General features: G+C 72.8%; 22 protein-coding genes. 17 read left to right on the forward strand and 5 right to left on the reverse strand.

Features of this window, described 5'->3' with window-relative positions; all coding sequences use genetic code 11:
* Positions 1-6: 6 nt before the first annotated feature.
* A complete protein-coding gene (locus H5V45_RS15765) occupies positions 7-636 on the reverse strand; it encodes an HAD family hydrolase (RefSeq protein WP_185253801.1) in 630 nt (209 codons plus the stop codon).
* Between the two features lie 98 nt (positions 637-734).
* The gene (locus tag H5V45_RS15770; protein WP_185253802.1) at positions 735-2,024 is read right to left on the reverse strand and encodes a citrate synthase; all 1,290 of its coding nucleotides are present in this window, start codon (positions 2,022-2,024) and stop codon (positions 735-737) included.
* A gap of 298 nt (positions 2,025-2,322) precedes the next feature.
* On the opposite strand from H5V45_RS15770, the gene rplM reads away from it, so the two are divergent.
* The 6 genes from rplM (at position 2,323) to H5V45_RS15800 (ending at position 7,137) form a co-directional block, all read left to right on the forward strand.
* Complete coding sequence (gene rplM / locus H5V45_RS15775) at positions 2,323-2,766, forward strand: 50S ribosomal protein L13 (protein WP_185253803.1); 444 nt, start codon at positions 2,323-2,325, stop codon at positions 2,764-2,766.
* A 27-nt stretch (positions 2,767-2,793) separates the two neighbouring features.
* The gene (rpsI, locus tag H5V45_RS15780; protein WP_425491446.1) at positions 2,794-3,336 is read left to right on the forward strand and encodes a 30S ribosomal protein S9; all 543 of its coding nucleotides are present in this window, start codon (positions 2,794-2,796) and stop codon (positions 3,334-3,336) included.
* An 18-nt stretch (positions 3,337-3,354) separates the two neighbouring features.
* Positions 3,355-4,704, forward strand: a complete 1,350-nt coding sequence (glmM, locus tag H5V45_RS15785) for a phosphoglucosamine mutase (RefSeq protein WP_185253805.1) — start codon at positions 3,355-3,357, stop codon at positions 4,702-4,704.
* Between the two features lie 55 nt (positions 4,705-4,759).
* Entirely contained in the window at positions 4,760-5,209 is a 450-nt protein-coding gene (locus tag H5V45_RS15790; protein ID WP_185253806.1) for an organic hydroperoxide resistance protein, read from the forward strand.
* 95 nt (positions 5,210-5,304) lie between these two features.
* Positions 5,305-6,306 (forward strand): GNAT family N-acetyltransferase, encoded by a 1,002-nt coding sequence (locus tag H5V45_RS15795; protein ID WP_185253807.1) that lies wholly within the window; start codon positions 5,305-5,307, stop codon positions 6,304-6,306.
* Between the two features lie 48 nt (positions 6,307-6,354).
* Positions 6,355-7,137: a DUF8017 domain-containing protein gene (locus H5V45_RS15800; protein ID WP_185253808.1), complete on the forward strand. Its 783-nt coding sequence runs from the start codon at positions 6,355-6,357 to the stop codon at positions 7,135-7,137.
* Positions 7,138-7,146: 9 nt separating this feature from the next.
* Here H5V45_RS15800 and coaA read toward each other — a convergent pair whose 3' ends face one another.
* Positions 7,147-8,133: a type I pantothenate kinase gene (gene coaA / locus H5V45_RS15805; RefSeq protein ID WP_185253809.1), complete on the reverse strand. Its 987-nt coding sequence runs from the start codon at positions 8,131-8,133 to the stop codon at positions 7,147-7,149.
* Positions 8,134-8,208: 75 nt separating this feature from the next.
* Between coaA and glmS the strand changes: the two genes are divergently transcribed.
* From glmS to rimI, 8 genes are all read left to right on the forward strand, one after another.
* Positions 8,209-10,053 (forward strand): glutamine--fructose-6-phosphate transaminase (isomerizing), encoded by a 1,845-nt coding sequence (gene glmS / locus H5V45_RS15810; protein WP_185253810.1) that lies wholly within the window; start codon positions 8,209-8,211, stop codon positions 10,051-10,053.
* A 14-nt stretch (positions 10,054-10,067) separates the two neighbouring features.
* Positions 10,068-10,421 carry a holo-ACP synthase gene (locus H5V45_RS15815; RefSeq protein WP_185253811.1) on the forward strand — a complete coding sequence of 118 codons (354 nt, stop codon included), beginning with the start codon at positions 10,068-10,070 and terminating at the stop codon, positions 10,419-10,421.
* Between the two features lie 183 nt (positions 10,422-10,604).
* On the forward strand, positions 10,605-12,035 hold the full coding sequence (locus tag H5V45_RS15820; protein WP_185253812.1) for an NAD(P)H-hydrate dehydratase: 1,431 nt from the start codon (positions 10,605-10,607) through the stop codon (positions 12,033-12,035).
* Positions 12,036-12,080: 45 nt separating this feature from the next.
* Positions 12,081-13,244 carry an alanine racemase gene (alr, locus tag H5V45_RS15825; protein WP_185253813.1) on the forward strand — a complete coding sequence of 388 codons (1,164 nt, stop codon included), beginning with the start codon at positions 12,081-12,083 and terminating at the stop codon, positions 13,242-13,244.
* Positions 13,241-14,329 carry an alpha/beta fold hydrolase gene (locus H5V45_RS15830; RefSeq protein ID WP_185253814.1) on the forward strand — a complete coding sequence of 363 codons (1,089 nt, stop codon included), beginning with the start codon at positions 13,241-13,243 and terminating at the stop codon, positions 14,327-14,329. Before alr ends, H5V45_RS15830 begins: the two co-directional genes overlap by 4 nt.
* Positions 14,326-15,729, forward strand: a complete 1,404-nt coding sequence (gene tsaE, locus H5V45_RS22895) for a tRNA (adenosine(37)-N6)-threonylcarbamoyltransferase complex ATPase subunit type 1 TsaE (RefSeq protein ID WP_185253815.1) — start codon at positions 14,326-14,328, stop codon at positions 15,727-15,729. Before H5V45_RS15830 ends, tsaE begins: the two co-directional genes overlap by 4 nt.
* Positions 15,730-15,738: 9 nt before the next feature.
* Positions 15,739-16,377, forward strand: coding sequence for a tRNA (adenosine(37)-N6)-threonylcarbamoyltransferase complex dimerization subunit type 1 TsaB (tsaB, locus tag H5V45_RS15840; protein ID WP_185253816.1), 639 nt, complete (start codon positions 15,739-15,741; stop codon positions 16,375-16,377).
* Positions 16,374-16,850, forward strand: coding sequence for a ribosomal protein S18-alanine N-acetyltransferase (gene rimI / locus H5V45_RS22435; RefSeq protein WP_185253817.1), 477 nt, complete (start codon positions 16,374-16,376; stop codon positions 16,848-16,850). Before tsaB ends, rimI begins: the two co-directional genes overlap by 4 nt.
* Before the next feature lie 40 nt (positions 16,851-16,890).
* Here rimI and H5V45_RS15850 read toward each other — a convergent pair whose 3' ends face one another.
* Positions 16,891-18,543, reverse strand: coding sequence for an HAD family acid phosphatase (locus H5V45_RS15850; RefSeq protein ID WP_185253818.1), 1,653 nt, complete (start codon positions 18,541-18,543; stop codon positions 16,891-16,893).
* A 92-nt stretch (positions 18,544-18,635) separates the two neighbouring features.
* Complete coding sequence (locus H5V45_RS22730) at positions 18,636-19,355, reverse strand: GNAT family N-acetyltransferase (protein ID WP_185253819.1); 720 nt, start codon at positions 19,353-19,355, stop codon at positions 18,636-18,638.
* 27 nt (positions 19,356-19,382) lie between these two features.
* On the opposite strand from H5V45_RS22730, the gene tsaD reads away from it, so the two are divergent.
* The 3 genes from tsaD to H5V45_RS15870 all read left to right on the forward strand — a co-directional run bounded on the left by tsaD (position 19,383) and on the right by H5V45_RS15870 (position 22,380).
* Entirely contained in the window at positions 19,383-20,456 is a 1,074-nt protein-coding gene (gene tsaD / locus H5V45_RS15860) for a tRNA (adenosine(37)-N6)-threonylcarbamoyltransferase complex transferase subunit TsaD (RefSeq protein ID WP_185253820.1), read from the forward strand.
* A gap of 221 nt (positions 20,457-20,677) precedes the next feature.
* Positions 20,678-21,766: an S-(hydroxymethyl)mycothiol dehydrogenase gene (locus H5V45_RS15865; RefSeq protein ID WP_185253821.1), complete on the forward strand. Its 1,089-nt coding sequence runs from the start codon at positions 20,678-20,680 to the stop codon at positions 21,764-21,766.
* Positions 21,763-22,380 carry an MBL fold metallo-hydrolase gene (locus tag H5V45_RS15870; protein ID WP_185253822.1) on the forward strand — a complete coding sequence of 206 codons (618 nt, stop codon included), beginning with the start codon at positions 21,763-21,765 and terminating at the stop codon, positions 22,378-22,380. The genes H5V45_RS15865 and H5V45_RS15870 overlap by 4 nt, the downstream gene beginning before the upstream one ends.
* Position 22,381 lies beyond the last annotated feature (1 nt).

Raw genomic sequence — 22,381 nt, forward strand, 5'->3', positions numbered from 1 at the left:
GGTCGCTCAGACGGGGAGGCCGAGCGCGCGCAGGTCCGTGCGGAGGGTGGCGGCGTCGGTGAACAGCACGCCGGCCATCCCGAGCGCGAGCGCGGCCTCGACGTTGTCGGCGCGGTCGTCGACGAAGGCGAGCGCGTCGAGGGGGAGCCCCGCCCGCTCGGCCGCGATCTCGTAGACGCGCGGGTCCGGCTTGGCGACGCCCTCGGTGCCGGACACGACCACGTCGTCGAGGAGTGCGAGGACCTCGAACATCCGCGGCGCGTGCGGGTAGAGCTCGTGCGACCAGTTGGTCAGGCCCAGCGCCGGGACGCCCGCGGCGCGCAGGTCGCGCACGACGTCGGCGGTCCCGGGCACCTCGCCGACCAGCGACAGCGGGAAGTGGGTGCGGTAGGCGCGGGCGTGCTCGGCCCAGTGCGGGTGCGTCCGCGCCACCTCGGCCTCCGCGTGCTCCCACGAGTCACCCGAGTCGGGGCCGTGGTTGTAGGCCCGGAAGTCGAAGTCGTCGGCAGCCAGGAAGCGCTCGGCCTCGGCCGCCCCCACGCCCGCCGCCACCGCCGCGTGCGGCTGCCAGTCGATCAGCACGTTGCCGAGGTCGAAGACGACGGCTGCTGGTGTGCGGCTGATGAGACCGGTCATCTACTGGGTCTCGACACGCGGGTCACGGCTTCGCACGCTCAGCCGTGCCGCTGCTCGACCTGGCCCGGAGCCGTCCGAGCGTTGGGCTTGAGCGGAGCTCAAGCCCAACGCTCGGACGCGGGCACGAAGTCGAGCGTGCGGTCGCCGGTGTAGATCTGCTTCGGACGCGCGATCTTCTGCTCCTTGTCGTCCACGAGCTCGGACCACTGCGCGAGCCAGCCGGGGGTGCGGCCGATGGCGAAGAGGACGGTGAACATCTCGGGCGGGAACTGGAACGCCTCGTAGATGAGCCCGGAGTAGAAGTCGACGTTGGGGTAGAGCTTGCGCTTGATGAAGTACTCGTCCTCGAGGGCGATCTTCTCGAGCTCCTTGGCGATCTCGAGGAGGGGGTTGACCCCGGTGACCTCGAAGACGTCGTCGCAGGCCTTCTTGATGATCGTCGCGCGCGGGTCGAAGTTCTTGTAGACGCGGTGCCCGAAGCCCATGAGCTTCTCGTTGCCGTTCTTCACACCCTCGATGAACGCCGGGATGTTCTCCTTCGAGCCGATGCGCCGCAGCATCCGCAGCACGGCCTCGTTGGCGCCACCGTGCAGCGGGCCGTAGAGGGCTGCGACGCCGGCGGAGACCGCGGAGTACGGGTCGACCTGCGAGGAGCCGACCGAGCGGACCGCGTTGGTCGAGCAGTTCTGCTCGTGGTCGGCGTGCAGGATGAAGAGGACGTCGAGGGCCTTGACCAGCCGCTCGTCGGCCTCGAACTTGCGCTCGCTCATCTTGAACAGCATCGAGAGGAAGTTCGCGGTGTAGCCCAGGTCGTTGTCCGGGTAGACGAACGGCTTGCCCTGCGCGTGGCGGAACGACCAGGCACCCAGCGTCGGCATCTTCGCGATCATGCGGACGATCTGCATGTGGCGGTTCTCGGCGTCGCTGATGTTGCGGGCGTCGGGGTAGAACGTCGAGAGCGCGCCGACGGAGGCCATCAGCATGCCCATGGGGTGGGCGTCGTAGCGGAAGCCCTCCATGAAGCTCTTGACGTTCTCGTGCACGAACGTGTGGTAGGTGATCTCGTGCACCCAGGAGTCGTACTCCTCCTTGGAGGGCAGCTTCCCGTGGTTGAGCAGGTAGGCGACCTCGAGGAAGTTCGACTTCTCCGCCAGCTGCTCGATCGGGTAGCCGCGGTACTCGAGGATGCCCTTCTCGCCGTCGATGTAGGTGACGGCGCTGCGGCACGAGGCGGTGTTCACGAAGCCCGGGTCGTAGACGGCGAGGCCCGGGGTGTCCTCCCCGGCCTTGATCTTCCCGATGTCGGCGGCCTTGATGGTGCCGTCGAGGATCGGGACGTCGTACTCCTGTCCGGTGCGGTTGTCACGGACGGTGAGAGATTCAGTCACCGTCACAACTTAGTCTGCGTTGCGAAGTCGTGCGAACCCACCCGTCCGGGTGCTGAGCCTGCGGGCGGGGCCGCGGACCCCCGCGAGCCCCGTTTTGACCCGCGTGCACGCCGCGCCGTACCCTCGACAGTCGCGACTCCTGCCGCGCCCAGACCTCTCGCTGTTCGGTCGGGGTGCAGTCCCGGACACCACCTCCCACGGAGGTGCCAGGCCGGGCCGTGTTCGTCAGAAAGTCGCCGCTCCACCCTCCGACCGGAGCACCCGGTCGGGTCCTACGAACGAAGAAGGTAGACCAGCCGTGCGCACGTACAGCCCCAAGCCCGGTGACATCCAGCGAGACTGGCACGTCATCGACGCCACCGACGTGGTCCTCGGACGCCTCGCCGTCCAGACCGCCAACCTGCTCCGTGGCAAGCACAAGCCGATCTTCGCGCCCCACGTCGACGCCGGTGACTTCGTCATCATCATCAACGCGGAGAAGGTCGCCCTCTCGGGCACCAAGAAGACCACCAAGATGGCGTACCGCCACTCCGGTTACCCGGGCGGCCTCTCGGCCACCCCCATCGGCGAGCTCCTCGAGAAGGACGCCCGCAAGGCGATCGAGAACGCGGTCTGGGGCATGCTCCCCAAGAACCGCCTCGGCCGTCAGGTCCTGAAGAAGCTGAAGGTCTACTCCGGCCCCACGCACCCGCACGAGGCCCAGCAGGCCAAGCCCTTCGAGATCGTCCAGGTCTCCCAGTAATCCACTGGCATCCCCGAGAAAGACTGAGTGAGGAATACCGTGGCTGAGACCACCGAGAGCACCGAGAACACCACCAACCAGGGTGGCGAGGTCGAGGAGACCTTCGAGACCAACGAGCAGGGCGTCGCCTACAGCTCCGAGAGCGCCCCGTCCGCCGACGCCCCGCTGCGTCCCGCGACGATCGCTCCCGCCGCGGCCACCGGCCGTCGCAAGGAGGCCGTGGCGCGTGTCCGCATCGTCCCCGGCACCGGCGTGTGGACCGTCAACGGCCGCACCCTGGACTCCTACTTCCCGAACAAGCTGCACCAGCAGGTCGTGAACGAGCCCTTCGCGAACCTCGACCTGATGGACCGCTTCGACGTCATCGCCCGCATCCACGGCGGCGGCATCACCGGTCAGGCCGGCGCCCTGCGCCTCGGCGTGGCCCGCTGCCTGAACGCGATCGACACCGAGACCAACCGCCCCTCGCTCAAGAAGGCCGGGCTGCTCACGCGCGACGCCCGCGTCATCGAGCGCAAGAAGGCCGGTCTCAAGAAGGCGCGTAAGGCGCCGCAGTTCAGCAAGCGCTGATCAACTAGCGTTGCGTCCATGACGCGACTCTTCGGCACGGACGGGGTCCGGGGCCTGGCCAACGGTCATCTGACCGCTGAGCTGGCCCTGGACCTTTCCGTTGCAGCAGCACGTGTCCTGGCCGACAGGGGCGAGTTCGCGGGTCACCGCCCGCTCGCCGTGGTCGGCCGGGACACGCGCATCTCCGGCCAGTTCCTCGAGGCGGCGGTGGTGGCCGGGCTGGCCTCCGCCGGTGTCGACGTGCTGCTCCTCGGGGTGCTGCCCACCCCGGCGGTGGCGCACCTGACCGGTGCCCTGCACGCGGACCTCGGCGTGATGCTCTCCGCCTCGCACAACGCGATGCCCGACAACGGCATCAAGTTCCTCGCCCGCGGCGGCCTCAAGCTCGACGACGCCGTGGAGGCCGAGATCGAGCGGCACCTCCACGAGGACTGGGACCGCCCCACCGGCGGCGACGTCGGCCGGGTCTCGGCGTACCCCACCGCCGTGGCGGAGTACGCCGCCCACCTCGACGGCACCCTGAGCCGCCGCCTCGACGGGCTCACCGTCGTCCTCGACTGCGCCGAGGGTGCCGCCCACGCGTCGGGCCCGATGGCGCTGCGGGAGGCCGGCGCGACCGTGATCGCGATCCACGACCAGCCCGACGGCCTCAACATCAACGACAACTGCGGATCGACCCACCTGGCACCGCTCCAGGCGGCGGTGCTCGAGCACGGCGCCGACTGCGGCTTCGCGCTCGACGGCGACGCCGACCGGGTGCTCGCGGTCGACCACGAGGGCAACGTCGTCGACGGCGACCAGATCCTGGCCGTCCTCGCGCTGTCCCTCGCGCTCAACGGCCACCTCGTCAAGGACACGGTCGTCGCCACCGTGATGAGCAACCTCGGCTTCGTGCAGGCCATGAAGGCCGCCGGTCTCGGCGTCCGCCAGACCAAGGTGGGGGACCGCTACGTCCTCGAGGCGATGCGGGTCTCCGGCTACTCCCTCGGCGGTGAGCAGTCCGGCCACGTGATCATGAGCGAGCACGCCACCACCGGCGACGGCACGCTCGCGGCGCTGCACGTGCTCGAGCGGATGGCCGCCACCGGGCAGACGCTCCAGTCGCTCGCGTCCGTCGTCAACCGGCTGCCCCAGGTGCTCGTGAACGTCCCCGACGTGGACAAGTCGCGGGTCGACGAGGACGCCGTGCTCGCCGCCGCGCTCTCCGAGGAGGAGGCTGCGCTCGGCGACACCGGTCGGGTGCTGCTGCGCCAGTCGGGCACCGAGCCGCTGGTGCGGGTGATGGTCGAGGCGGCCACCCACGACGAGGCCGAGGCCGTCGCGAACCGGCTGGCCGACGTCGTACGCCGTCAGCTCACGCTGCGCTGACCCGCCGATCCGCTCCTCCCGGAATCAACGCGCGCCCACCGTGGTTGAAAATGGCATGACCAACACCCCTGAGAAGATCGTCTACACCGCCCGCGCCCACGTCACCGGCGGTCGCGCCGGCCACGCGGTGTCCGAGGACGGCGTCCTCGACCTGCAGCTGACCGCGCCCAAGGAGACGGGTGGGCCCGGCACGGGCACCAACCCCGAGCAGCTGTTCGCCGTCGGCTACGGCGCCTGCTTCCAGGGTGCGCTCGGCCTGGTCGCGAAGAAGGCCGGCGTCGACGCCTCCCGGTCGGTCGTCGAGGTCGCCGTCGGGTTCGGTCCCGAGGGCGAGTCCTTCGCGATCACCGCCGACATCGTCGCCAGGATCCCCGGCGTCGACGACGCGCAGGCCCAGGAGCTCGTCGAGGCGGCCCACCAGGTCTGCCCGTACTCCAAGGCCACGCGCGGCAACGTCCCGGTCACCGTCACGGGGCTGGGCGTCGCCGCCTCCGAGGTCGCCTGACCCGCAGCACCGACCGACCACGTCGGTCCACCGTCCCGGCCCGCCTCCGATATCCGGAGGCGGGCCGGGCTGCTTCCTGCCTAGGCTCGCCCACCATGAGCGACGTGGAGATCCGTGAGGTCGACGTGCACGACGAGCCCGCCCTGCGGGTGTGGTGGGAGACCGGGCGGGCGGCGAGCGCGGAGCGGCCGTTCGACGCGTGGCCGGTGTGGGAGGTCTCGCGGGTCGCCCTGCCGCGCGAGCGCAGCGACGGCCGCAAGGAGCTCGTGACCGCGACCCGGGACGGCGCGGTCGTCGGGGCGGGGATGGTGTGGTTCTTCCTCGCCGACAACACCCACCTGGCGCAGGTCGACGTCTGGGTGCCCCCCGAGCACCGGCGCCGCGGCCTCGGCCGGGCGCTCCTCGCCGACCTGGAGGAGCGGGTGCGGAACGCGGGGCGCACGACCTGCCTCAGCACCGTGCGTGCGCCGGTCGACGAGGACAGCGCGGCGGTGGGCTTCGCGGCGGCCCTGGGCTACCCGGTCGCGAGCCACGAGGAGACCAAGCTGGTGGACCTCGCCACGGCCGTCCCGCGGTGGGCCGCGCTCGACGAGGAGGTCGCGGCCGCCCAGGGGGACTACGGCTACGTGCCGTTCGAGGACGTCGTGCCGGAGGCGTACGTCGACGACTTCTGCGCCCTGCTGTCGGCCTTCATGGGCCTGATCCCCACCGGTGACCTCGACCTGCGCGAGGCCGAGTGGACCCCGGAGCGGCTGCACGAGCACGAGGAGCGGACCCGCGCGACCGGGCGGACCTGGGTGGTCGCGCTGGCGGTCGACCCGGACGGCCGGGCCTGCGGCTTCTCCGAGCTCGGCATCTCGAGCCAGGACCCGCGGCACGCCGAGGTCGGGGGCACGATGGTGCTCCCGGAGCACCGCGGCCACCGGCTCGGGCTGGGCATGAAGCTGCTGACCCACCGGAGGGTGCTGGAGCTCTACCCGGAGTGTGCCTACGTCGAGACCGGCAACGCCGGCGTGAACGCGCCGATGAACGCCGTGAACGAGCGGCTGGGCTACCGGGTGGTCGAGCGCTCCCTGGACGTCCAGAAGGTGCTCTGAACGACCACCGGTGGGGTTGAGGCGGGCCGGGCCGGGTAGACAGTGCGCATGACGGGGAGCACGAGCGCGCGCGTGGCGACGGTCCTCGCGGCGGTCTCGACGCTGGCGGTGCTGGCGGTCACGGGGGTCGCGGTGACGGCGTACACCCACCGCGACGGCGCGCCGGCCGCCGACGGGCCGTCCAGCACCTCGGCGTCGCCGAGCCCCACGGAGTCGCCCTCGTCGACCGCCCCACCGGTCAGCGAGCGCGAGCACGTCTTCGACGACGGGCAGTTCGTGGTCGGCGACCGGGGCGACAACGCGATGTTCGAGGTGCCGTCGAGCGCGGACGACTGGACGACGCAGAGCAGCGACACGGTGCTCTACTACCTCGGCAAGGACGGCAAGGCGGCCGTCGGCGTGGCGGGGCCGGCGGTCTTCCGCGACGGCTACTGCAAGACGGCCGACACGGCCTCGAACAGGGGCTTCGTGGGCTTCACCCGCTCGGCGACCGGCCTCGCCGCACGCGCGGCCAACGAGCAGCTGAGCGCCGACTGGGTGGCGGCGATCTCGCTGAACGAGGACCTGAAGACCTCCAGCCCGCACACGCCGGTGGTCACCGAGGAGATCACCCTCGACGACGGCAGCACCGCGGTGCGGAGCACCTCGCGGATCACCGTCACCGACCGGACGCCGTGCGACGCGCCCGCGGTCGACTTCGCGCTCGTCAGCCTCGACACCGGCGACGCCGTGGCCAACCTGGTGATGGTCCGCGACGCCGAGGCGCCGGACGTGCTGGACGACGAGCTGGCCGGGCAGATCCTGGGCACCCTGCACCGGGTGCTGGGCTGAGCGGCTCGCTCAGAGCTTGCGGACCCGCACGTAGCGGACCGAGTGGTCGCGGTCCTTGCGCAGCACCAGCGTGGCCCGCGAGCGGGTGGGCAGGATGTTCTGGCTCAGGTTCGGCCCGTTGATCGTGTCCCAGATCCGCTCGGCCTCCGCGGTCGCCTCGTCAGCGCTGAGGGCGCCGTACTTCGCGAAGTAGGAGCCGGGGTCGCGGAACGCCGTCTCCCGCAGCCGCAGGAAGCGCTCGACGTACCAGTTGCGGATGTGGCCGGTGCCGGCGTCGACGTAGACGCTGAAGTCGAAGAAGTCGCTCAGCGTGAGGCCGGTGCGGCCGTCCTCGCGCACCCGCGCCGGCTGGAGGACGTTGAGGCCCTCGATGATGACGATGTCGGGCCGCTTGACGACGACCTTCTCCTCGGGGACCACGTCGTAGACGAGGTGGGAGTACGTCGGGGCCTCGACCTCGTCCTTGCCGGACTTGATGTCGACGACGAAGCGCAGCAGCGCCCGGCGGTCGTAGGACTCGGGGAAGCCCTTGCGGTGCAGGATGCCGCGGCGCTCGAGCTCGGCGTTCGGGTAGAGGAACCCGTCGGTCGTCACCAGCGCCACGTTGGGGTGCTCGGGCCAGTGGGCGAGCATCTCCTGCAGCACCCGCGCTGTGGTCGACTTGCCGACGGCGACCGAGCCGGCGAGGCCGATGACGAACGGCGTGCGCGGCGGGGTGCGGCGGTGGAGGAACTCCTCCTGCCGCAGGTGCAGGCGGCCGGCGGACTCGACGTACATGCTCAGCATCCGCGACAGCGGCAGGTAGACCTCGCGCACCTCGTCGATGTCGAGGGAGTCGCCGAGCCCCCGCAGCCGGCGGACCTCCTCCGCGCTCAGCGGGCTGCTGGTCTCCTGCGCCAGCGCGGCCCACGCGTCGCGGTCGAGCTCGATGTAGGGGGAGGGTTCGCGCCCGGCGTCCTCGCCGGCGCCCTGCGGGGTCCACCCGTGGTGCGACATGCGGGCGATTGTTGCAGCCGGGCCGGCCGTCGCCCTGCGGGGTGTCGGTCCGGCCGCGTCGCTAGGGTGGGGCGCATGTGCGGAATCGTGGGCTATGTCGGGGAGCAGCAGGCACAGGGCGTCGTGATCGAGGGGCTGCGACGGCTCGAGTACCGCGGCTACGACTCCGCCGGGATCGCCCTCGTCGACCGGGGCACGATCGCCTCCGACAAGCGCGCCGGGAAGCTCGCCAACCTCGAGAAGGCCCTCCAGGACCACCCGCTGGTGCCCTCGACGACCGGCATCGGGCACACCCGCTGGGCCACCCACGGCGCCCCCAACGACACCAACGCGCACCCGCACCTGGGCCGCAGCGGGCGGCTCGCGCTCGTGCACAACGGGATCATCGAGAACTTCGCCGAGCTGCGGGCGGTGCTCGAGAAGGCCGGCCACACGCTGGTCTCCGAGACCGACACCGAGGTCGCGGCCCACCTCGTGGAGAACGAGCTCGAGAGCGGCGCCGACCTGACCACCGCGATGCAGAACGTCTGCCGGGTCCTCGAGGGCGCCTTCACGCTGGTCGCCGTCGACGCGCAGGACCCGTCGCGGGTGGTGGCCGCGCGCCGCAACTCGCCGCTCGTCGTCGGGCTGGGCGAGGGCGAGAACTTCCTCGGCTCCGACGTGGCGGCCTTCATCGAGCACACCCGCGAGGCGCTGGAGCTCGGGCAGGACCAGGTCGTCACGATCACCCGCGACGGCGTCGAGGTGACCGGCTTCGACGGCTCGCCGTCCGAGGGTCGCCGCTACCACGTCGACTGGGACCTGTCGGCCGCCGAGAAGGACGGCCACGACTGGTTCATGCGCAAGGAGATCCACGAGCAGCCGCACGCCGTGGCGGACTCGCTGCTGGGCCGGCGCACGCCCGAGGGGCTGCTGCACCTCGACGAGATGCGCCTGACGGACCAAGAGCTGCGCTCGATCGACAAGATCATCATCATCGCGTGCGGGACGTCGTTCTACGCCGGCATGGTCGCGAAGTACGCCATCGAGCACTGGACCCGCACGCCGTGCGAGGTCGAGCTCGCCTCGGAGTTCCGCTACCGCGACCCGATCCTCACGCCGTCCACGCTGGTGGTGGCGATCAGCCAGTCCGGCGAGACCGCCGACACCCTGCAGGCGATCCGGCACGCGCGCACCCAGCACTCGCGGGTCCTGGCGATCTGCAACACCAACGGCTCGACGATCCCGCGCGAGTCCGACGCGGTGATCTACACCCACGCCGGCCCGGAGATCGGGGTCGCGTCGACCAAGGGCTTCCTGACCCAGCTGGTCGCCTGCTACCTGCTCGCGCTCTACCTCGCGCAGGTCAAGGGCACGCTGTACGGCGACGAGATCGGCAACGTGCTCGACCAGCTGCACGAGATGCCGGACCACATCCAGCGCGTGCTCGACGGCGAGCAGCAGGTCTACGACCTCGCCAAGGAGCACACGGGCAGCCGCTCGGTGCTGTTCCTGGGGCGGCACGCGGGCTACCCGGTCGCGCTCGAGGGGGCGCTGAAGCTCAAGGAGCTGGCCTACCTCCACGCCGAGGGCTTCGCCGCCGGCGAGCTCAAGCACGGCCCGATCGCCCTGATCGAGCAGGACCTCCCGGTGCTGTGCGTCGTCCCGCCCCAGGGGCGCGACCAGCTGCGGGAGAAGATGATCAGCGGCATCCAGGAGGTCCGGGCCCGTGGTGCCCGGACGATCTGCCTGGTCGAGGACGGGGACGAGGCGATCGCGCCGTACGCCGACGTGCTGATCCGGCTGCCCAAGGTCCCGGTGCTCCTGCAGCCCCTGGTCGCGGTCGTGCCGCTGCAGCTCTTCGCCTGCGAGCTCGCGACGCTGATGGGCCACGACGTCGACCAGCCGCGCAACCTCGCCAAGTCCGTCACGGTCGAGTAGGGCAGCGGCGGCTCGTGGCGATCGTGGGCGTCGGCATCGACGTGGTGGACGTGGCGCGCTTCGGGCAGTCGCTCGAGCGGACGCCCGGCCTGGCCGAGCGGCTCTTCACGCCCGACGAGGCCTCGCACCGGCTGGCCTCGCTGGCCGCCCGGTTCGCCGCCAAGGAGGCGATCGCCAAGGCGCTCGGGGCGCCGGGCAACCTCGCCTGGCACGACGCCGAGGTGGTGTCCGAGGCGTCGGGCCGCCCGCTGCTCGTGATCCGCGGCTCCGTCCAGGCCCGTGCCGACGAGCTCGGGGTCGCCTCCGTCCACGTCTCGCTCTCCCACGACGCCGGCATCGCGTCCGCCGTCGTGGTGCTGGAGTCCTGAGGGCCTTGGTCCGCTGGCGCTCGCGCCTCTGCTTCATCACGGGATGCAGTCGGCGTGGAGGTTCCCACGGCGAGCTCACCGTGGGAAGCCGCGCTTCACCTGCATCCCGTGATGAAGCAGCGGGAGGGCGCACGCCGGCCTGGTCGCCGGCCCAACAGGGGCGGCGACGACTAGCGTGGCCGCATGAGGCAGGCGCACACGGTGGAGCAGGTCCGGGCCGCGGAGGCCGAGCTGCTGGCGAGACTGCCCGAGGGCGCGCTGATGCAGCGGGCCGCCGCCGGGCTGGCCTACGCCGTGCTGGACCTGCTCGGGTCGGCGTACGGCCGCCGGGTGCGGCTGCTCGTCGGGTCGGGGGACAACGGCGGTGACGCGCTGTACGCCGGGGCGCTGCTCGCCCGCAGAGGCTGCGCCGTCGAGGCGGTGCTCCTCTCGGAGACGCCGCACGCCGCGGGGCTGGCCGCGCTGCGGGCGGCCGGCGGGGTCGTGTGCCCCACGACGCGCCCCGGCGCGTCCTCAGGCACACGAGGCGACGCCGGCGACCGAGGCGTCCGCCCGGACGTCGTCGTCGACGGCATCGTCGGGATCGGCGGCCGGCCCGGGCTCCGGCCGGACGCGGTCGCCGCGCTGGACGGCCTCGACGGCGTCCCGGTCGTCGCGGTCGACGTGCCGTCCGGGGTGGACGTCGACAGCGGCGAGCTGGCCGGGCCGCACGTCACGGCCGACCTCACCGTCACCTTCGGCACCCACAAGGTCGCGCACCTGGCCGACCCCGCCGCGGCCGCGTGCGGCGCGGTCCACCTCGTCGACCTGGGTCTCGACCTGCCCGCCCCGGCGCTCGAGGCGCTGCAGCCGGACGACGTGGCGGCGCTGCTGCCGCGACCGGCGCCGGACGCCCAGAAGTACTCCCGCGGCGTCGTCGGGCTGCGCGCCGGCTCGGCGACGTACCCCGGCGCGGCGCTGCTGTGCGCCGGCGGTGCCGCGACCGGCCTGTGCGGGATGGTCCGCTACGTCGGCGACGAGACCGTCGCCCGCCAGGTCCGCGAGGCGCACCCCGAGATCGTGGGGGAGGGCCGGGTGCAGGCCTGGGTGGTCGGACCCGGTGGCGGCGAGCAGGCGGGCGAGGCGCTGTCCGCGGCCCTCGCCGACGGCGTGCCGCTCGTGGTCGACGCCGACGCGCTGCAGCACGTCGACGGCCCGCTCGGCGTCCCCGCCGTGCTGACGCCGCACGCCGGCGAGCTCGCCCGGATGCTCGACGTCGAGCGGGACGAGGTCGAGGAGGCGCCCCTGGCGCACGTGAGCCGTGCGGCCGAGCAGTACGACGCCGTCGTCCTGCTCAAGGGCCGCCACACGCTGGTCGCCACGCCCGACGGGCGCGTCCGTGCGACGACGACCGGCGTGCCCTGGCTGGCCACCGCGGGGGCCGGCGACGTGCTGTCCGGGCTCGTCGGCGCGCTGCTGGCCGCCGGCCTCACGCCGTACGACGCCGCCTCGGTCGGGTCCTGGCTGCACGGTGCCGCCGCGACCGTCGCGTCGTCCGGCGGACCGGTCGTCGCGGGCCAGGTCGCGGGTGCCGTGGCAGCCGTCGTGCGCGCGCTCCCGGACGTCCGCCACTGACGGGTGCGTCCGGATCGGCTGCCGGGGATGGAAGAATCACCCGGCATGACCCCCTCGTCGGCACCGCGCGCCGAGATCGTGGTCGACCTGGCGGCGCTGCGGCACAACGTCACCGTGCTGCGCGAGCTGGTCGGCGAGGGCGTCGCGATGATGACGGTCGTCAAGGCCGACGGCTACGGCCACGGCCTGCTCGAGTCCGCGGCGGCGGCGCGTGCCGCCGGGGCCGCCTGGCTCGGCGTCGCGACCATCGACGAGGCGCTCGCGCTGCGCGCCGGCGGCGACACCGGTCGGGTGCTGTGCTGGCTGGGCGTGCCGGGGGAGGACTACGCGGCCGCGATCGAGGCCGACGTCGACGTGACGGCGTACTCCGTCGCCGAGCTCGACGAGATCCGGATGGCCGTCGTCGCCGTCGGCCGCCCGGCGCGCGTGCAGCTCAAGGTCGACACCGGGCTCTCGCGCGGCGGCGCGACGCTCCGGGCCTGGCCGGACGTGGTCGCCGAGGCCCGGGCCGGAGAGGACGCCCGGATCTGGTCGGTCACCGGCATCTGGTCGCACCTCGCCTGCAGCGACGAGCCCGACCACCCCGCCAACGACGCCCAGGAGACCGCCTTCCGCGAGGCACTGGCCGTCGCCGGGTCCGCCGGGCTGGACCCCGAGGTCCGCCACCTGGCCAACTCCGCCGCCGCGATCCTGCGGCCGAGCGCCCGCTTCGACCTCGTGCGGTGCGGCATCGCGTCGTACGGCCTGGACCCCGCACCCGGCCGCACCCCCGACCTCGGGCTGGTCCCCGCCATGACCGCCCGCGCCCGGCTCGCCGTCGTGAAGCCGGTCGCCGCCGGGGCCGGCGTGTCCTACGGCCACACCTGGGTCGCCGGGCACGACACGACCGTCGCGCTGGTGCCCGTCGGGTACGCCGACGGCGTGCCGCGCCACGCCAGCAACCGTGCCGAGGTCTGGGTCGCGGGTCGCCGCCGGCCCGTGCGCGGGCGGGTCTGCATGGACCAGCTCGTCGTCGACCTCGAGGGCGACGCCGCTGCTGCGGGCGACCCCGTGGTGCTGTTCGGCACCGGGGTCTCCGGCGAGCCGACCGCCCAGGACTGGGCCGAGGCCAGCGACACCATCTCCTACGAGATCGTCACCCGGATCGGCGGACGGATGACCCGCCGCCACGTGGACACCGCCCCCGACTCCCTGCGAGGAGCCCCATGAGCCGCACCCGCAAGCTGCTCGGCGTCGCCGCCGGAGCGGCGGGCGTCGCCGTCGCCGGCACCGCCGTCGAGGTCGCCCGCCGCCGTCGCGTCATCGCGCGGCGCGGCGCGGGCGACGTCACCCCGCTGGGCTCGCTGCACGCGCCCGCGCAGACGGTCGTCGCGTCCGACGGCGTCCCCCTGCACGTCGAGGTGGACGAGTACGCCCCGCCCAAGACGCGCGGCGGCCACCGGGGCAAGGCCGGCGCGCAACCGGCGCTGACGATCGTCTTCTGCCACGGCTACGCGCTCAACCTCGACTGCTGGCACTTCCAGCGCGCCGGCTACCGCGGCCTGGTCCGCGCCGTCTACTACGACCAGCGCTCGCACGGCCGCTCCGGCAAGTCCACGCGCGGCCACGCGACCATCGACCAGCTCGGCCACGACCTGAAGGACGTGCTCGACGAGGTGGTCCCCGACGGGCCGGTGGTCCTGGTGGGCCACTCGATGGGCGGCATGACGATCGTGGCGCTGGCCGAGCACTACCCCGAGCTCTTCGAGGACCGGGTCGTCGGCGTCGCCCTGATCTCCACGACGGCCGGTGGCCTCGACCCGAGCCGGATCCTGCTGCCGATGGTGCCGCTCTCGCTGGGCAGCGGGCTCGCGCACCGGACGATGCGGCTGCTCGGCCGCGGGCACCGGGCGATCGACGGCATCCGCCGGGTCGGCAAGGACGTCGCGATGGTCGCGACGGACCTCTTCGCCTTCGGGGACGCCGTGCCGGCGGCGTACGTCCGCTTCGTCGACGAGATGCTCGCCGCGACCCCCTTCGAGGTGGTGGCGGAGTTCTTCCCGAGCTTCGGCAGCCTCGACAAGTTCCACGCCGTCGACGTGCTGTCCCGGGTGCCGACGGCGATCATCTGCGGCACCTCCGACCGGCTCACCTCGATCGGCCACAGCCGCAAGCTCAAGGTGCACATCGACGGGGCCACCCTGCTCGAGTGCGAGGGCGCGGGGCACATGGTGATCATGGAGCGGCACGACCAGGTGAACGCCGAGCTCGACCAGCTGATCGCGGCGGCCGCCGCCGCGGTGGAGTCGCGGTGAGCCTGGAGGTGCGCCGGGTCGGCGCGGACCACGCCGAGCGGATGCTGCTCGTGATCCGGGCGGCGTTCGAGGCGCGCCCGCCGCTCGACCCGCCGGCCGAGGCGCTCACCGAGACCGTCGAGTCGCTCGGGCAGATGATGGAGAAGGGTGGCGGCGGGCTGCTCGTCACCCTGGACGGTGTCGACGTGGGCGCGCTGGTCCTCGACCCGGACGAGAGCACGATGTACCTCCGCCGCTTCGGCGTCAGCCCCGCCGCCCAGGGGCGCGGCATCGCGCGGGTGCTGATCGACGCCGCGGTCGACGCCGCCAACGGCTACGACGACCTCACCGTCGTCACCCGCGTCGAGCTGCCGCGGACGCGCCAGTTCTGGGAGCGGCAGGGCTTCCGCGAGATCCGCCGCTACGGGCCGAACGTCGAGCTGCGCCGTCCGCTGCGCACCTTCCTCTTCGACGCGCCCGACGCCGAGACCATGCGCGAGCTGGGCTCGCTGCTCGCCGCCCAGCTGGTGCCCGGCGACCTGATCGTGCTCAGCGGCGAGCTCGGGGCCGGCAAGACGACCTTCACCCAGGGCATCGGCGCCGGGCTCGGCGTCCGCGGCGACGTGACGTCCCCGACCTTCGTGATCGCCCGCGAGCACCCGAACCTCGGCGAGGGGCCGTCGCTGGTGCACGTCGACGCCTACCGCCTCGGCGGGATCGAGGAGCTCGACGACCTCGACCTCGAGGCCTCCCTGGACGACGCGGTGACCGTGGTCGAGTGGGGTGAGGGGGTCGCGGAGGGACTGGCGGAGTCGCGCCTCGAGGTGCGGATCATCCGCGCGCTCGCCGACGAGGACGAGGACACCGAGCTCGACCCCCGCCGCGTGCTGATGACCCCGATCGGACCGCGGTGGTACGAGATGGACGAGCTGGACCGCCAGCGCGCCCCCCTCGCCGAGAAGCTGAACGAGAACCTCCTCCTCGACTTCTCCCGCTGCGACGAGTCCGAGCTGGGCGACCTCGACCCTGCCGTCCCCCTCCCGCTGGCGCTGATGGTCGCCGAGCACGACGGCCGCGTGCTGCTCGTGCACAACGCCTGGCGGCGAGAGTGGGAGCTGCCCGGCGGCATGATCGACGAGGGCGAGAGCCCCCGCGAGGCCGCGGTCCGCGAGTTCCGCGAGGAGACCGGGCTGGTCGAGGCCGAGGTGCACTTCATCGGCGTCGGCACCGTGCAGCTCGGCCACGAGCGCCGCATCGAGTACGCCGCGGTCTACCGCACCGAGCTCGCCGCCGCCGGCGAGCCCGCCACCAACGACGAGATCGACGACTTCCGCTGGTGGGACCTGATGGCCGAGGTCCCCGGCCTGTCCGCGATCGACGCGCACCTGGCCGAGATCGCGGTCGAGCGCCGCCCCGGATAGCCTCGGCCCGTGCTGCTCGCCTTCGACACCGCCACCCCCCTCGTGAGCGTCGCCCTCCACGACGGCGACGACGTGGTCGTGGAGCGGGCCTCCGAGCGCCCGATGAAGCACGGCGAGGACCTCGCCCCGCTCATCGCGACGGCGCTGGAGCGCGCCGGGATCGTGCGGCAGGACCTGACCGCGATCGCCGTCGGCGTCGGGCCGGGCCCCTTCACCGGGCTGCGGGTCGGGCTGGTGACCGCCCGGACGCTGGCGTTCGTGCTCGAGATCCCGGTGTACGGCGTGTGCACGCTCGACGTGCTGGCGGTCGAGGCCGTCGAGGCCGGTGCGGTGGCCGGCGACTTCGCGGTCGCGACCGACGCCCGGCGCAAGGAGGTCTACCTCGCGCGCTACGACGACCGGGGCGCCCGCCTGGAGGGGCCGCTCGTCGACAAGCCGGCGGTCCTCGCGACCGCCCGGCCGGTGGTCGGGGAGGGCGGCGGGATGTACCCCGAGGCGTTCCCGCACCGGGTCGGCCCGCAGCGACCGAGCGCCGGCTGGCTGGCCCGCACCGTGACCGAGGAGCGGGCCGAGCTGCTCGACCCGGAGCCGCTCTACCTGCGCCGGCCCGACGCGGTCGCGCCGGGCAAGCCCAAGCCCGTCTCGTGAGCGGGGCGCCGCACGTCAGGGCCGCCACGGGCGACGACGTCGCGGCGATCGCCGCGCTCGAGGACGAGAACCTCGGGGCCGACGCCTGGTCGGAGGGGCTGGTGCGCGAGGGCGTGACCGGGGGGCTGCCGACGGTCCGCTACCTGGTGGCCGAGCAGGCGGGCGTCGTCGTCGGGCACGCGGCGGCCAGCATCGTCGCGGACATCGCGGAGCTCCAGCGGATCGCGGTCACGCCGGCCTGCCGTCGTACGGGCCTGGCGCGAGCGCTGCTCACCGAGGTGGTCCGCCTGGCCACGGCCGAGGGCGCGGACCGGCTGCTGCTGGAGGTGCGCGAGGACAACGCCGGGGCGCGGGGGTTCTACGCGGCGGCCGGGTTCGACGAGATCGCCCGGCGGCGTCGCTACTACCGCGACGGCGCCACCGCCGTGGTCCTCGGGTTGCCCCTCGGGCCCACGGACGGCAGCGCCGTCTGAGTCGTGCGCCGCGGCGCCGGTCAGCGGCGCCGCGGGTGCCTCACGGCAGGTAGTACGTCGGGTTCGGCAGCTTGACGACCTTGGCGGAGTGCCCGCCGATCAGGTCGCTGAACTGGTCGCCGAAGTTGGCGACGATCCGGAAGCCGTAGTGGTCCTCGACGTAGTTGCGGGTCGACGACTTGTACTCGATGGTCGAGCACTTGGTGGCGTCGGCGTCCTGCGCGCAGTCGACGTACGCCGGCGGCGTGTCGGTGCTGGTGAACTTCGTGAAGTAGTACTGCGAGCGGAACAGCGGCTGGTCGGTCTTCTTGCTGAAGTAGAACTTCGCCAGGTTGTCCAGGGTCGCGGTGCGCTGGGCGTTGTTGCGCCCGGTCAGGCCGACGACCTTGCAGCCGTTGCGGGCCGCGGTGCGGACGACCTTGACCATGCCGGGGGTCGCCGGGAAGCGCTCCTCCTGCACGAAGGTGTTCTGCAGGGCGGGGTCGAAGTTGAAGTGCATCGCCGCGTCCTCCATGTCGTAGGTCATCAGCGTGGTGTCGTCGGCGTCGAAGACGACGGCCGGCTTCTGGTGCTTCCTGACCCCGCGGGCGCAGCTCTTCGCGAGCTTGTCGCTCCACGTCGCGGCGAGCGCCTTCATCTCGGAGACGTACGGCGACGCGCTCGTGTTCGCCCTGCCGTTGACCGCGCCGTAGTAGGTGCGGATCGTGGACTTCACCGAGTCGATGTTCGGGATGCCCTCACCGCCCTCGGTGGCGCCGCTCGAGCCGTCGGCCGCCATGTCGAACTCCGTGCGCGGCTGGCCGGCCGGGTCGCCCGGGCCGGGCGTCGTCAGGTCGAGGCTGGGCAGGTAGTACGTCGGGTTCGGCAGCTTCACGTTGTGCAGCGCGTACCCGCCCTGCAGGTCGGAGAACTGGTCGCCGATGTTGAGGACGATCGTCTTGCCCAGGTCGTCCTGGATGTGCCGGCGGGTGGCCGCCTTGTACTCGACCGTGGAGCACTTCGACGCGTCGCTGTCGGCCGCGCAGTCGACGTACGACGGCTGCGGCAGCGCGGTGCCGCCCGGCTGGGCGGTCCACTTCGTGAAGAAGTTGTCGGCGTCGAACTCGGTGTAGCCGACGTCCTGGAGGTTCGCGAGGGTCGCGGCCTCCTGGTCGTTGGTGCGGCCCGTGATGCCGTAGATGTCGTAGCCCTTGGCCTTCACGGCGGCGACGAAGTCGACCATGCCGGGCGTCGCGGGGAACTTCCTCTGCTGGACGTAGGTGTTCTGCAGCGCCGGGTCGAAGTTGAAGTGCATCGCCCCGTCCTCCATGTCGTACGTCGACAGCGTGGTGTCGTCGGCGTCGAACACGACCGCGAGGTTCGGCGCGGGCGCCTGCGGGATCTGGGCGAGGACGTTCGCCTCGAGGGCCTTGATCTCCGTGATGTACGGCGAGGAGTCCTTGTTCGCGATGCCGGCGGACGAGGCGTTGTAGTAGGTGCGGATCGTCGACTTCACCGAGTCGATGTTGGGGATGTCGGCACCGCGGGCGGTGCTGCCGGAGGAGCCGTCGGCCGCCATCACGAAGTGCGTGTGGGGCGTCAGGGTGGCGTCGTCGACGCGGGCGCCGGCGGTGGCCGGCGTGCCGATCAGGAGAGCGGCGGAGACGGCGGCTGCGAGGGCAGCGCGCGTCGCGTGGTGTCCCGAGAGGTGCATGGGTGCTCCGAGTTTCTTCACGAGGGTGGTGTCCCGAGGGGTTGGTCAAACCCGGACAACCTACGCCCGTCGCGCGGCCAGGGGAACGACCCTCAGGCAGAAACCGTGCCGGACGCGAAGGTGTGCGCCGCGACGTAGCCCAGACGCCCGTAGATCGCCACGGCCGGCGCGTTGTCGACGTACACCCCGAGGCTGCAGACGCCCGGCCCGGCCAGCCCGCGCCGGGTGAGGGCGGCGCTCAGCGCGGTGCCGAGGCCGCGCCCGGCGTACGCCGGCAGCACGGACACGCCGCGCAGGTGGCCCGAGCCGTCGGGCTGGCGCACCAGCGCGCCGACGGCCACGAGGGCGCCGGCCTCCCGGAGGCCGAGCCAGCACTCGACGCCGGGCGTGCCGGGGCGGGCGAACGAGTCGGGGTTGGCGACGTCGAGGACCGCGTCGATCTCGGCGGGGTCGGTGACCTCCTCGACCGAGGCGGCTGCCTCCGGGGCCGGGCCGCGGGTGAGCATCCAGTGCCAGCGGTGGGGCGCCGGCTGGTGCCAGGCCGCCGGCACCACGTCGTACGCCGTCACGTCGACGGTCAGCCGGAGCGGCTGCTCCCCGGCCGCTGCGAGGTCGTGCATCAGCGGGCCGAGCAGGTCGGGCGGGCCGAGGGCGGTGAACACCCTGCCGGGCGGTGCGCCCGGGCGGCCACCGGCGCCGTCGAGCACGACGGCCGCCCCGGACCGCCACGCGCGGCGCGCGCGCAGGGGGTGGTGGCGCAGGAACGGGTCGTCGGTGGTGGCCACCAGCTCCTCGACCCCGACCTCGCGCACCACGCCATTGTCGGCACAATGCTTCCCATGACCGACACCCACCCCGACGCAGGCAACGACGGGCCGCTCGTCCTGGGCATCGAGACGTCGTGCGACGAGACCGGCGTGGGCATCGTCCGCGGCCGGACGCTGCTGGCCGACGCGGTCGCGAGCAGCGTCGACGAGCACGCGCGCTTCGGCGGGGTCGTGCCGGAGGTCGCGAGCCGGGCGCACCTCGAGGCGATGGTCCCGACCATCGAGCGGGCCTGCGAGACGGCCGGGATCCGGCTGCACGACGTCGACGCGATCGCCGTGACGAACGGTCCCGGCCTGGCCGGCGCGCTGCTGGTCGGCGTCGCCGCGGCCAAGGCGCTGGCGATCGGGCTGGGCAAGCCGATCTACGGCGTCAACCACCTCGCCTCCCACGTCGCGGTCGACCAGCTCGAGCACGGCGCGCTCCCGGAGCCCTGCCTGGCCATGCTGGTCAGCGGCGGCCACTCCAGCCTGCTGCGCGTCGAGGACGTCACGGTCGGCGTCGAGCCGCTCGGCTCCACGATCGACGACGCGGCGGGCGAGGCCTTCGACAAGGTCGCCCGCCTGCTCGGCCTGCCGTTCCCCGGCGGGCCGCACATCGACCGCGCGGCGCGCGAGGGGAGCAGCGTCTACGTCGACTTCCCGCGCGGGCTGAGCTCGCGGCGCGACCTGGAGCGGCACCGCTTCGACTTCTCCTTCTCGGGCCTCAAGACCTCGGTCGCCCGGTGGGTCGAGGCCCGCGAGCGGGCCGGCGAGCCGGTGCCGGTCGCCGACGTCGCGGCCAGCTTCCAGGAGGCGGTCTGCGACGTGCTGACCCGCAAGGCGGTCGACGCGGCGTCGAGCCTGGGCATCGAGGACATCCTGATCGGCGGCGGCGTCGCCGCGAACTCCCGCCTGCGCACGATGGCCGAGGAGCGCGCCGCCGCGAAGGGGATCCGGGTGCGCGTCCCGCGCCCCGGGCTGTGCACCGACAACGGTGCGATGGTCGCCGCCCTCGGCGCCGAGATGGTCGCCCGCGGCCGTACGCCGTCCTCGCTGGACCTGCCCGCCGACTCCTCGCTGCCGGTCACCTCGGTCCTCGCCGGCTGACGCGGCTCGCCGTTGGGTGCGGTGTTGGTCCCAGCGGCCACTGCTTCATCACGGGATGCAGGTGACGTGGAGGTTCCCCCGGCGAGCTCACCGTGGGAAGCAGCGGTTCGCCTGCATCCCGTGATGAAGCGACAGCGCCAGCCCGCGTCATCACCACGCACCGAAGACGCCGGCGGTCACCCGATGGTGGCAAAACTTGTGCGATGGGGTTGGCTGGCGTCATGCATCAGGTGAAGGGCGTCGTCGCCCGCAGCAAGGGACAGCCCGTCGAGGTCGTGACCATCAACGTGCCGGACCCCGGTCCGGGCGAGGCGCTGGTGAAGGTGCAGGCGTGCGGCGTCTGCCACACCGACCTCCACTACCGCGAGGGCGGGATCAACGACGAGTTCCCGTTCCTGCTCGGCCACGAGGCCGCGGGTGTCGTCGAGGCCGTCGGCGACGACGTCACGAGCGTGGCGCCGGGCGACTTCGTGATCCTCAACTGGCGCGCCGTCTGCGGCGACTGCCGGGCCTGCAACCGCGGCGAGCCGCAGTACTGCTTCGCCACCCACAACGCGACCCAGAAGATGACCCTCGAGGACGGCACCGAGCTGTCGCCCGCCCTGGGCATCGGCGCCTTCGCCGAGAAGACCCTCGTCGCCGCCGGCCAGTGCACGAAGGTCGACCCCGAGGCACGTCCGGCGGCCGTCGGCCTGCTCGGCTGCGGCGTGATGGCCGGCCTCGGTGCCGCCATCAACACCGGCAACGTCGGCCGCGGCAAGTCCGTGGCCGTCATCGGCTGCGGCGGCGTCGGCGTCGCCGCGATCGCCGGCTCCGCGCTCGCCGGTGCCGGCACGATCATCGCTGTCGACATCGACGCCAAGAAGCTGGAGGCGGCCACCCGGATGGGGGCCACGCACACCGTGAACAGCAAGGACGTCGACCCGGTCGCCGCCATCCAGGAGCTCACCGGCGGCAACGGCGCGGACGTCGTGATCGACGCGGTCGGCCGCCCGGAGACCTGGAAGCAGGCGTTCTACGCCCGTGACCTCGCCGGCACCGTCGTGCTCGTCGGCGTGCCGACCCCGGACATGACGATCCCCGAGATCCCGCTCATCGACGTCTTCGGTCGCGGCGGCTCGCTGAAGTCCAGCTGGTACGGCGACTGCCTGCCCAGCCGTGACTTCCCGATGCTCGTCGACCTCTACCGCCAGGGTCGGCTCGACCTCGACGCCTTCGTCACCGAGGAGATCGGCATCGACGACGTCGAGGCCGCCTTCGACCGGATGCACGGCGGCGACGTGCTGCGCTCGGTCGTGGTGCTCGGATGACCGGCGACGTCCGCGTCGACCACGCCGTCTCGAGCGGCACCTTCAGCCTCGACGGCGAGACCCACCAGGTCGACAACAACATCTGGGTCGTCGGCGACGACACCGAGTGCGTCGTGATCGACGCCCCGCACTCGGTCTCCGACATCCTGGCCGTCGTCGGCGACCGCAAGGTCCGGGCGATCCTGCTGACCCACGCCCACGACGACCACTGCCGGGTCGCCCCCGCCCTGCGCGAGGAGACGGTGGCGCCGATCATGCTGCACCCGGACGACAAGGTGCTGTGGGACCTCACCCACACCGACTTCCTCTGGGACGTCGACCTGCACGACGGCTTCGAGATCACCGTCGGCGGCACCACGCTGCGGGCGCTGCACACCCCGGGCCACGCCCCCGGCGCGGTGTGCTTCCACGCCCCGGACCTCGGCTGCGTCTTCACCGGCGACACGCTGTTCCAGGGCGGGCCCGGGGCCACCGGCCGCTCGCACAGCGACGAGGACGTCATCAAGGCCTCGATCCGCGCGGCGCTCTTCGCGCTGCCCGGCGAGACCGTCGTCCACACCGGGCACGGCGACGACACCACGATCGGTGCGGAGCGGGCCTCGCTGGGCGCCTGAG

This window comes from Nocardioides luti, from assembly GCF_014212315.1.
Taxonomy (GTDB): domain Bacteria; phylum Actinomycetota; class Actinomycetes; order Propionibacteriales; family Nocardioidaceae; genus Nocardioides; species Nocardioides luti.

Bases quoted from the DNA above. Each gene is read 5' to 3' on its own strand.
- H5V45_RS15865 (WP_185253821.1), top strand. From the start codon at position 20,678: ATGCATCAGGTGAAGGGCGTCGTCGCCCGCAGCAAGGGACAGCCCGTC.
- H5V45_RS15790 (WP_185253806.1), top strand. From the start codon at position 4,760: ATGACCAACACCCCTGAGAAGATCGTCTACACCGCCCGCGCCCACGTC.
- H5V45_RS15765 (WP_185253801.1), bottom strand. From the start codon at position 636: ATGACCGGTCTCATCAGCCGCACACCAGCAGCCGTCGTCTTCGACCTC.
- H5V45_RS15870 (WP_185253822.1), top strand. From the start codon at position 21,763: ATGACCGGCGACGTCCGCGTCGACCACGCCGTCTCGAGCGGCACCTTC.
- tsaD (WP_185253820.1), top strand. From the start codon at position 19,383: ATGACCGACACCCACCCCGACGCAGGCAACGACGGGCCGCTCGTCCTG.
- H5V45_RS15795 (WP_185253807.1), top strand. From the start codon at position 5,305: ATGAGCGACGTGGAGATCCGTGAGGTCGACGTGCACGACGAGCCCGCC.
- H5V45_RS15820 (WP_185253812.1), top strand. From the start codon at position 10,605: ATGAGGCAGGCGCACACGGTGGAGCAGGTCCGGGCCGCGGAGGCCGAG.
- coaA (WP_185253809.1), bottom strand. From the start codon at position 8,133: ATGTCGCACCACGGGTGGACCCCGCAGGGCGCCGGCGAGGACGCCGGG.
- alr (WP_185253813.1), top strand. From the start codon at position 12,081: ATGACCCCCTCGTCGGCACCGCGCGCCGAGATCGTGGTCGACCTGGCG.
- H5V45_RS15800 (WP_185253808.1), top strand. From the start codon at position 6,355: ATGACGGGGAGCACGAGCGCGCGCGTGGCGACGGTCCTCGCGGCGGTC.
- H5V45_RS15830 (WP_185253814.1), top strand. From the start codon at position 13,241: ATGAGCCGCACCCGCAAGCTGCTCGGCGTCGCCGCCGGAGCGGCGGGC.
- glmS (WP_185253810.1), top strand. From the start codon at position 8,209: ATGTGCGGAATCGTGGGCTATGTCGGGGAGCAGCAGGCACAGGGCGTC.
- glmM (WP_185253805.1), top strand. From the start codon at position 3,355: ATGACGCGACTCTTCGGCACGGACGGGGTCCGGGGCCTGGCCAACGGT.
- H5V45_RS15850 (WP_185253818.1), bottom strand. From the start codon at position 18,543: ATGCACCTCTCGGGACACCACGCGACGCGCGCTGCCCTCGCAGCCGCC.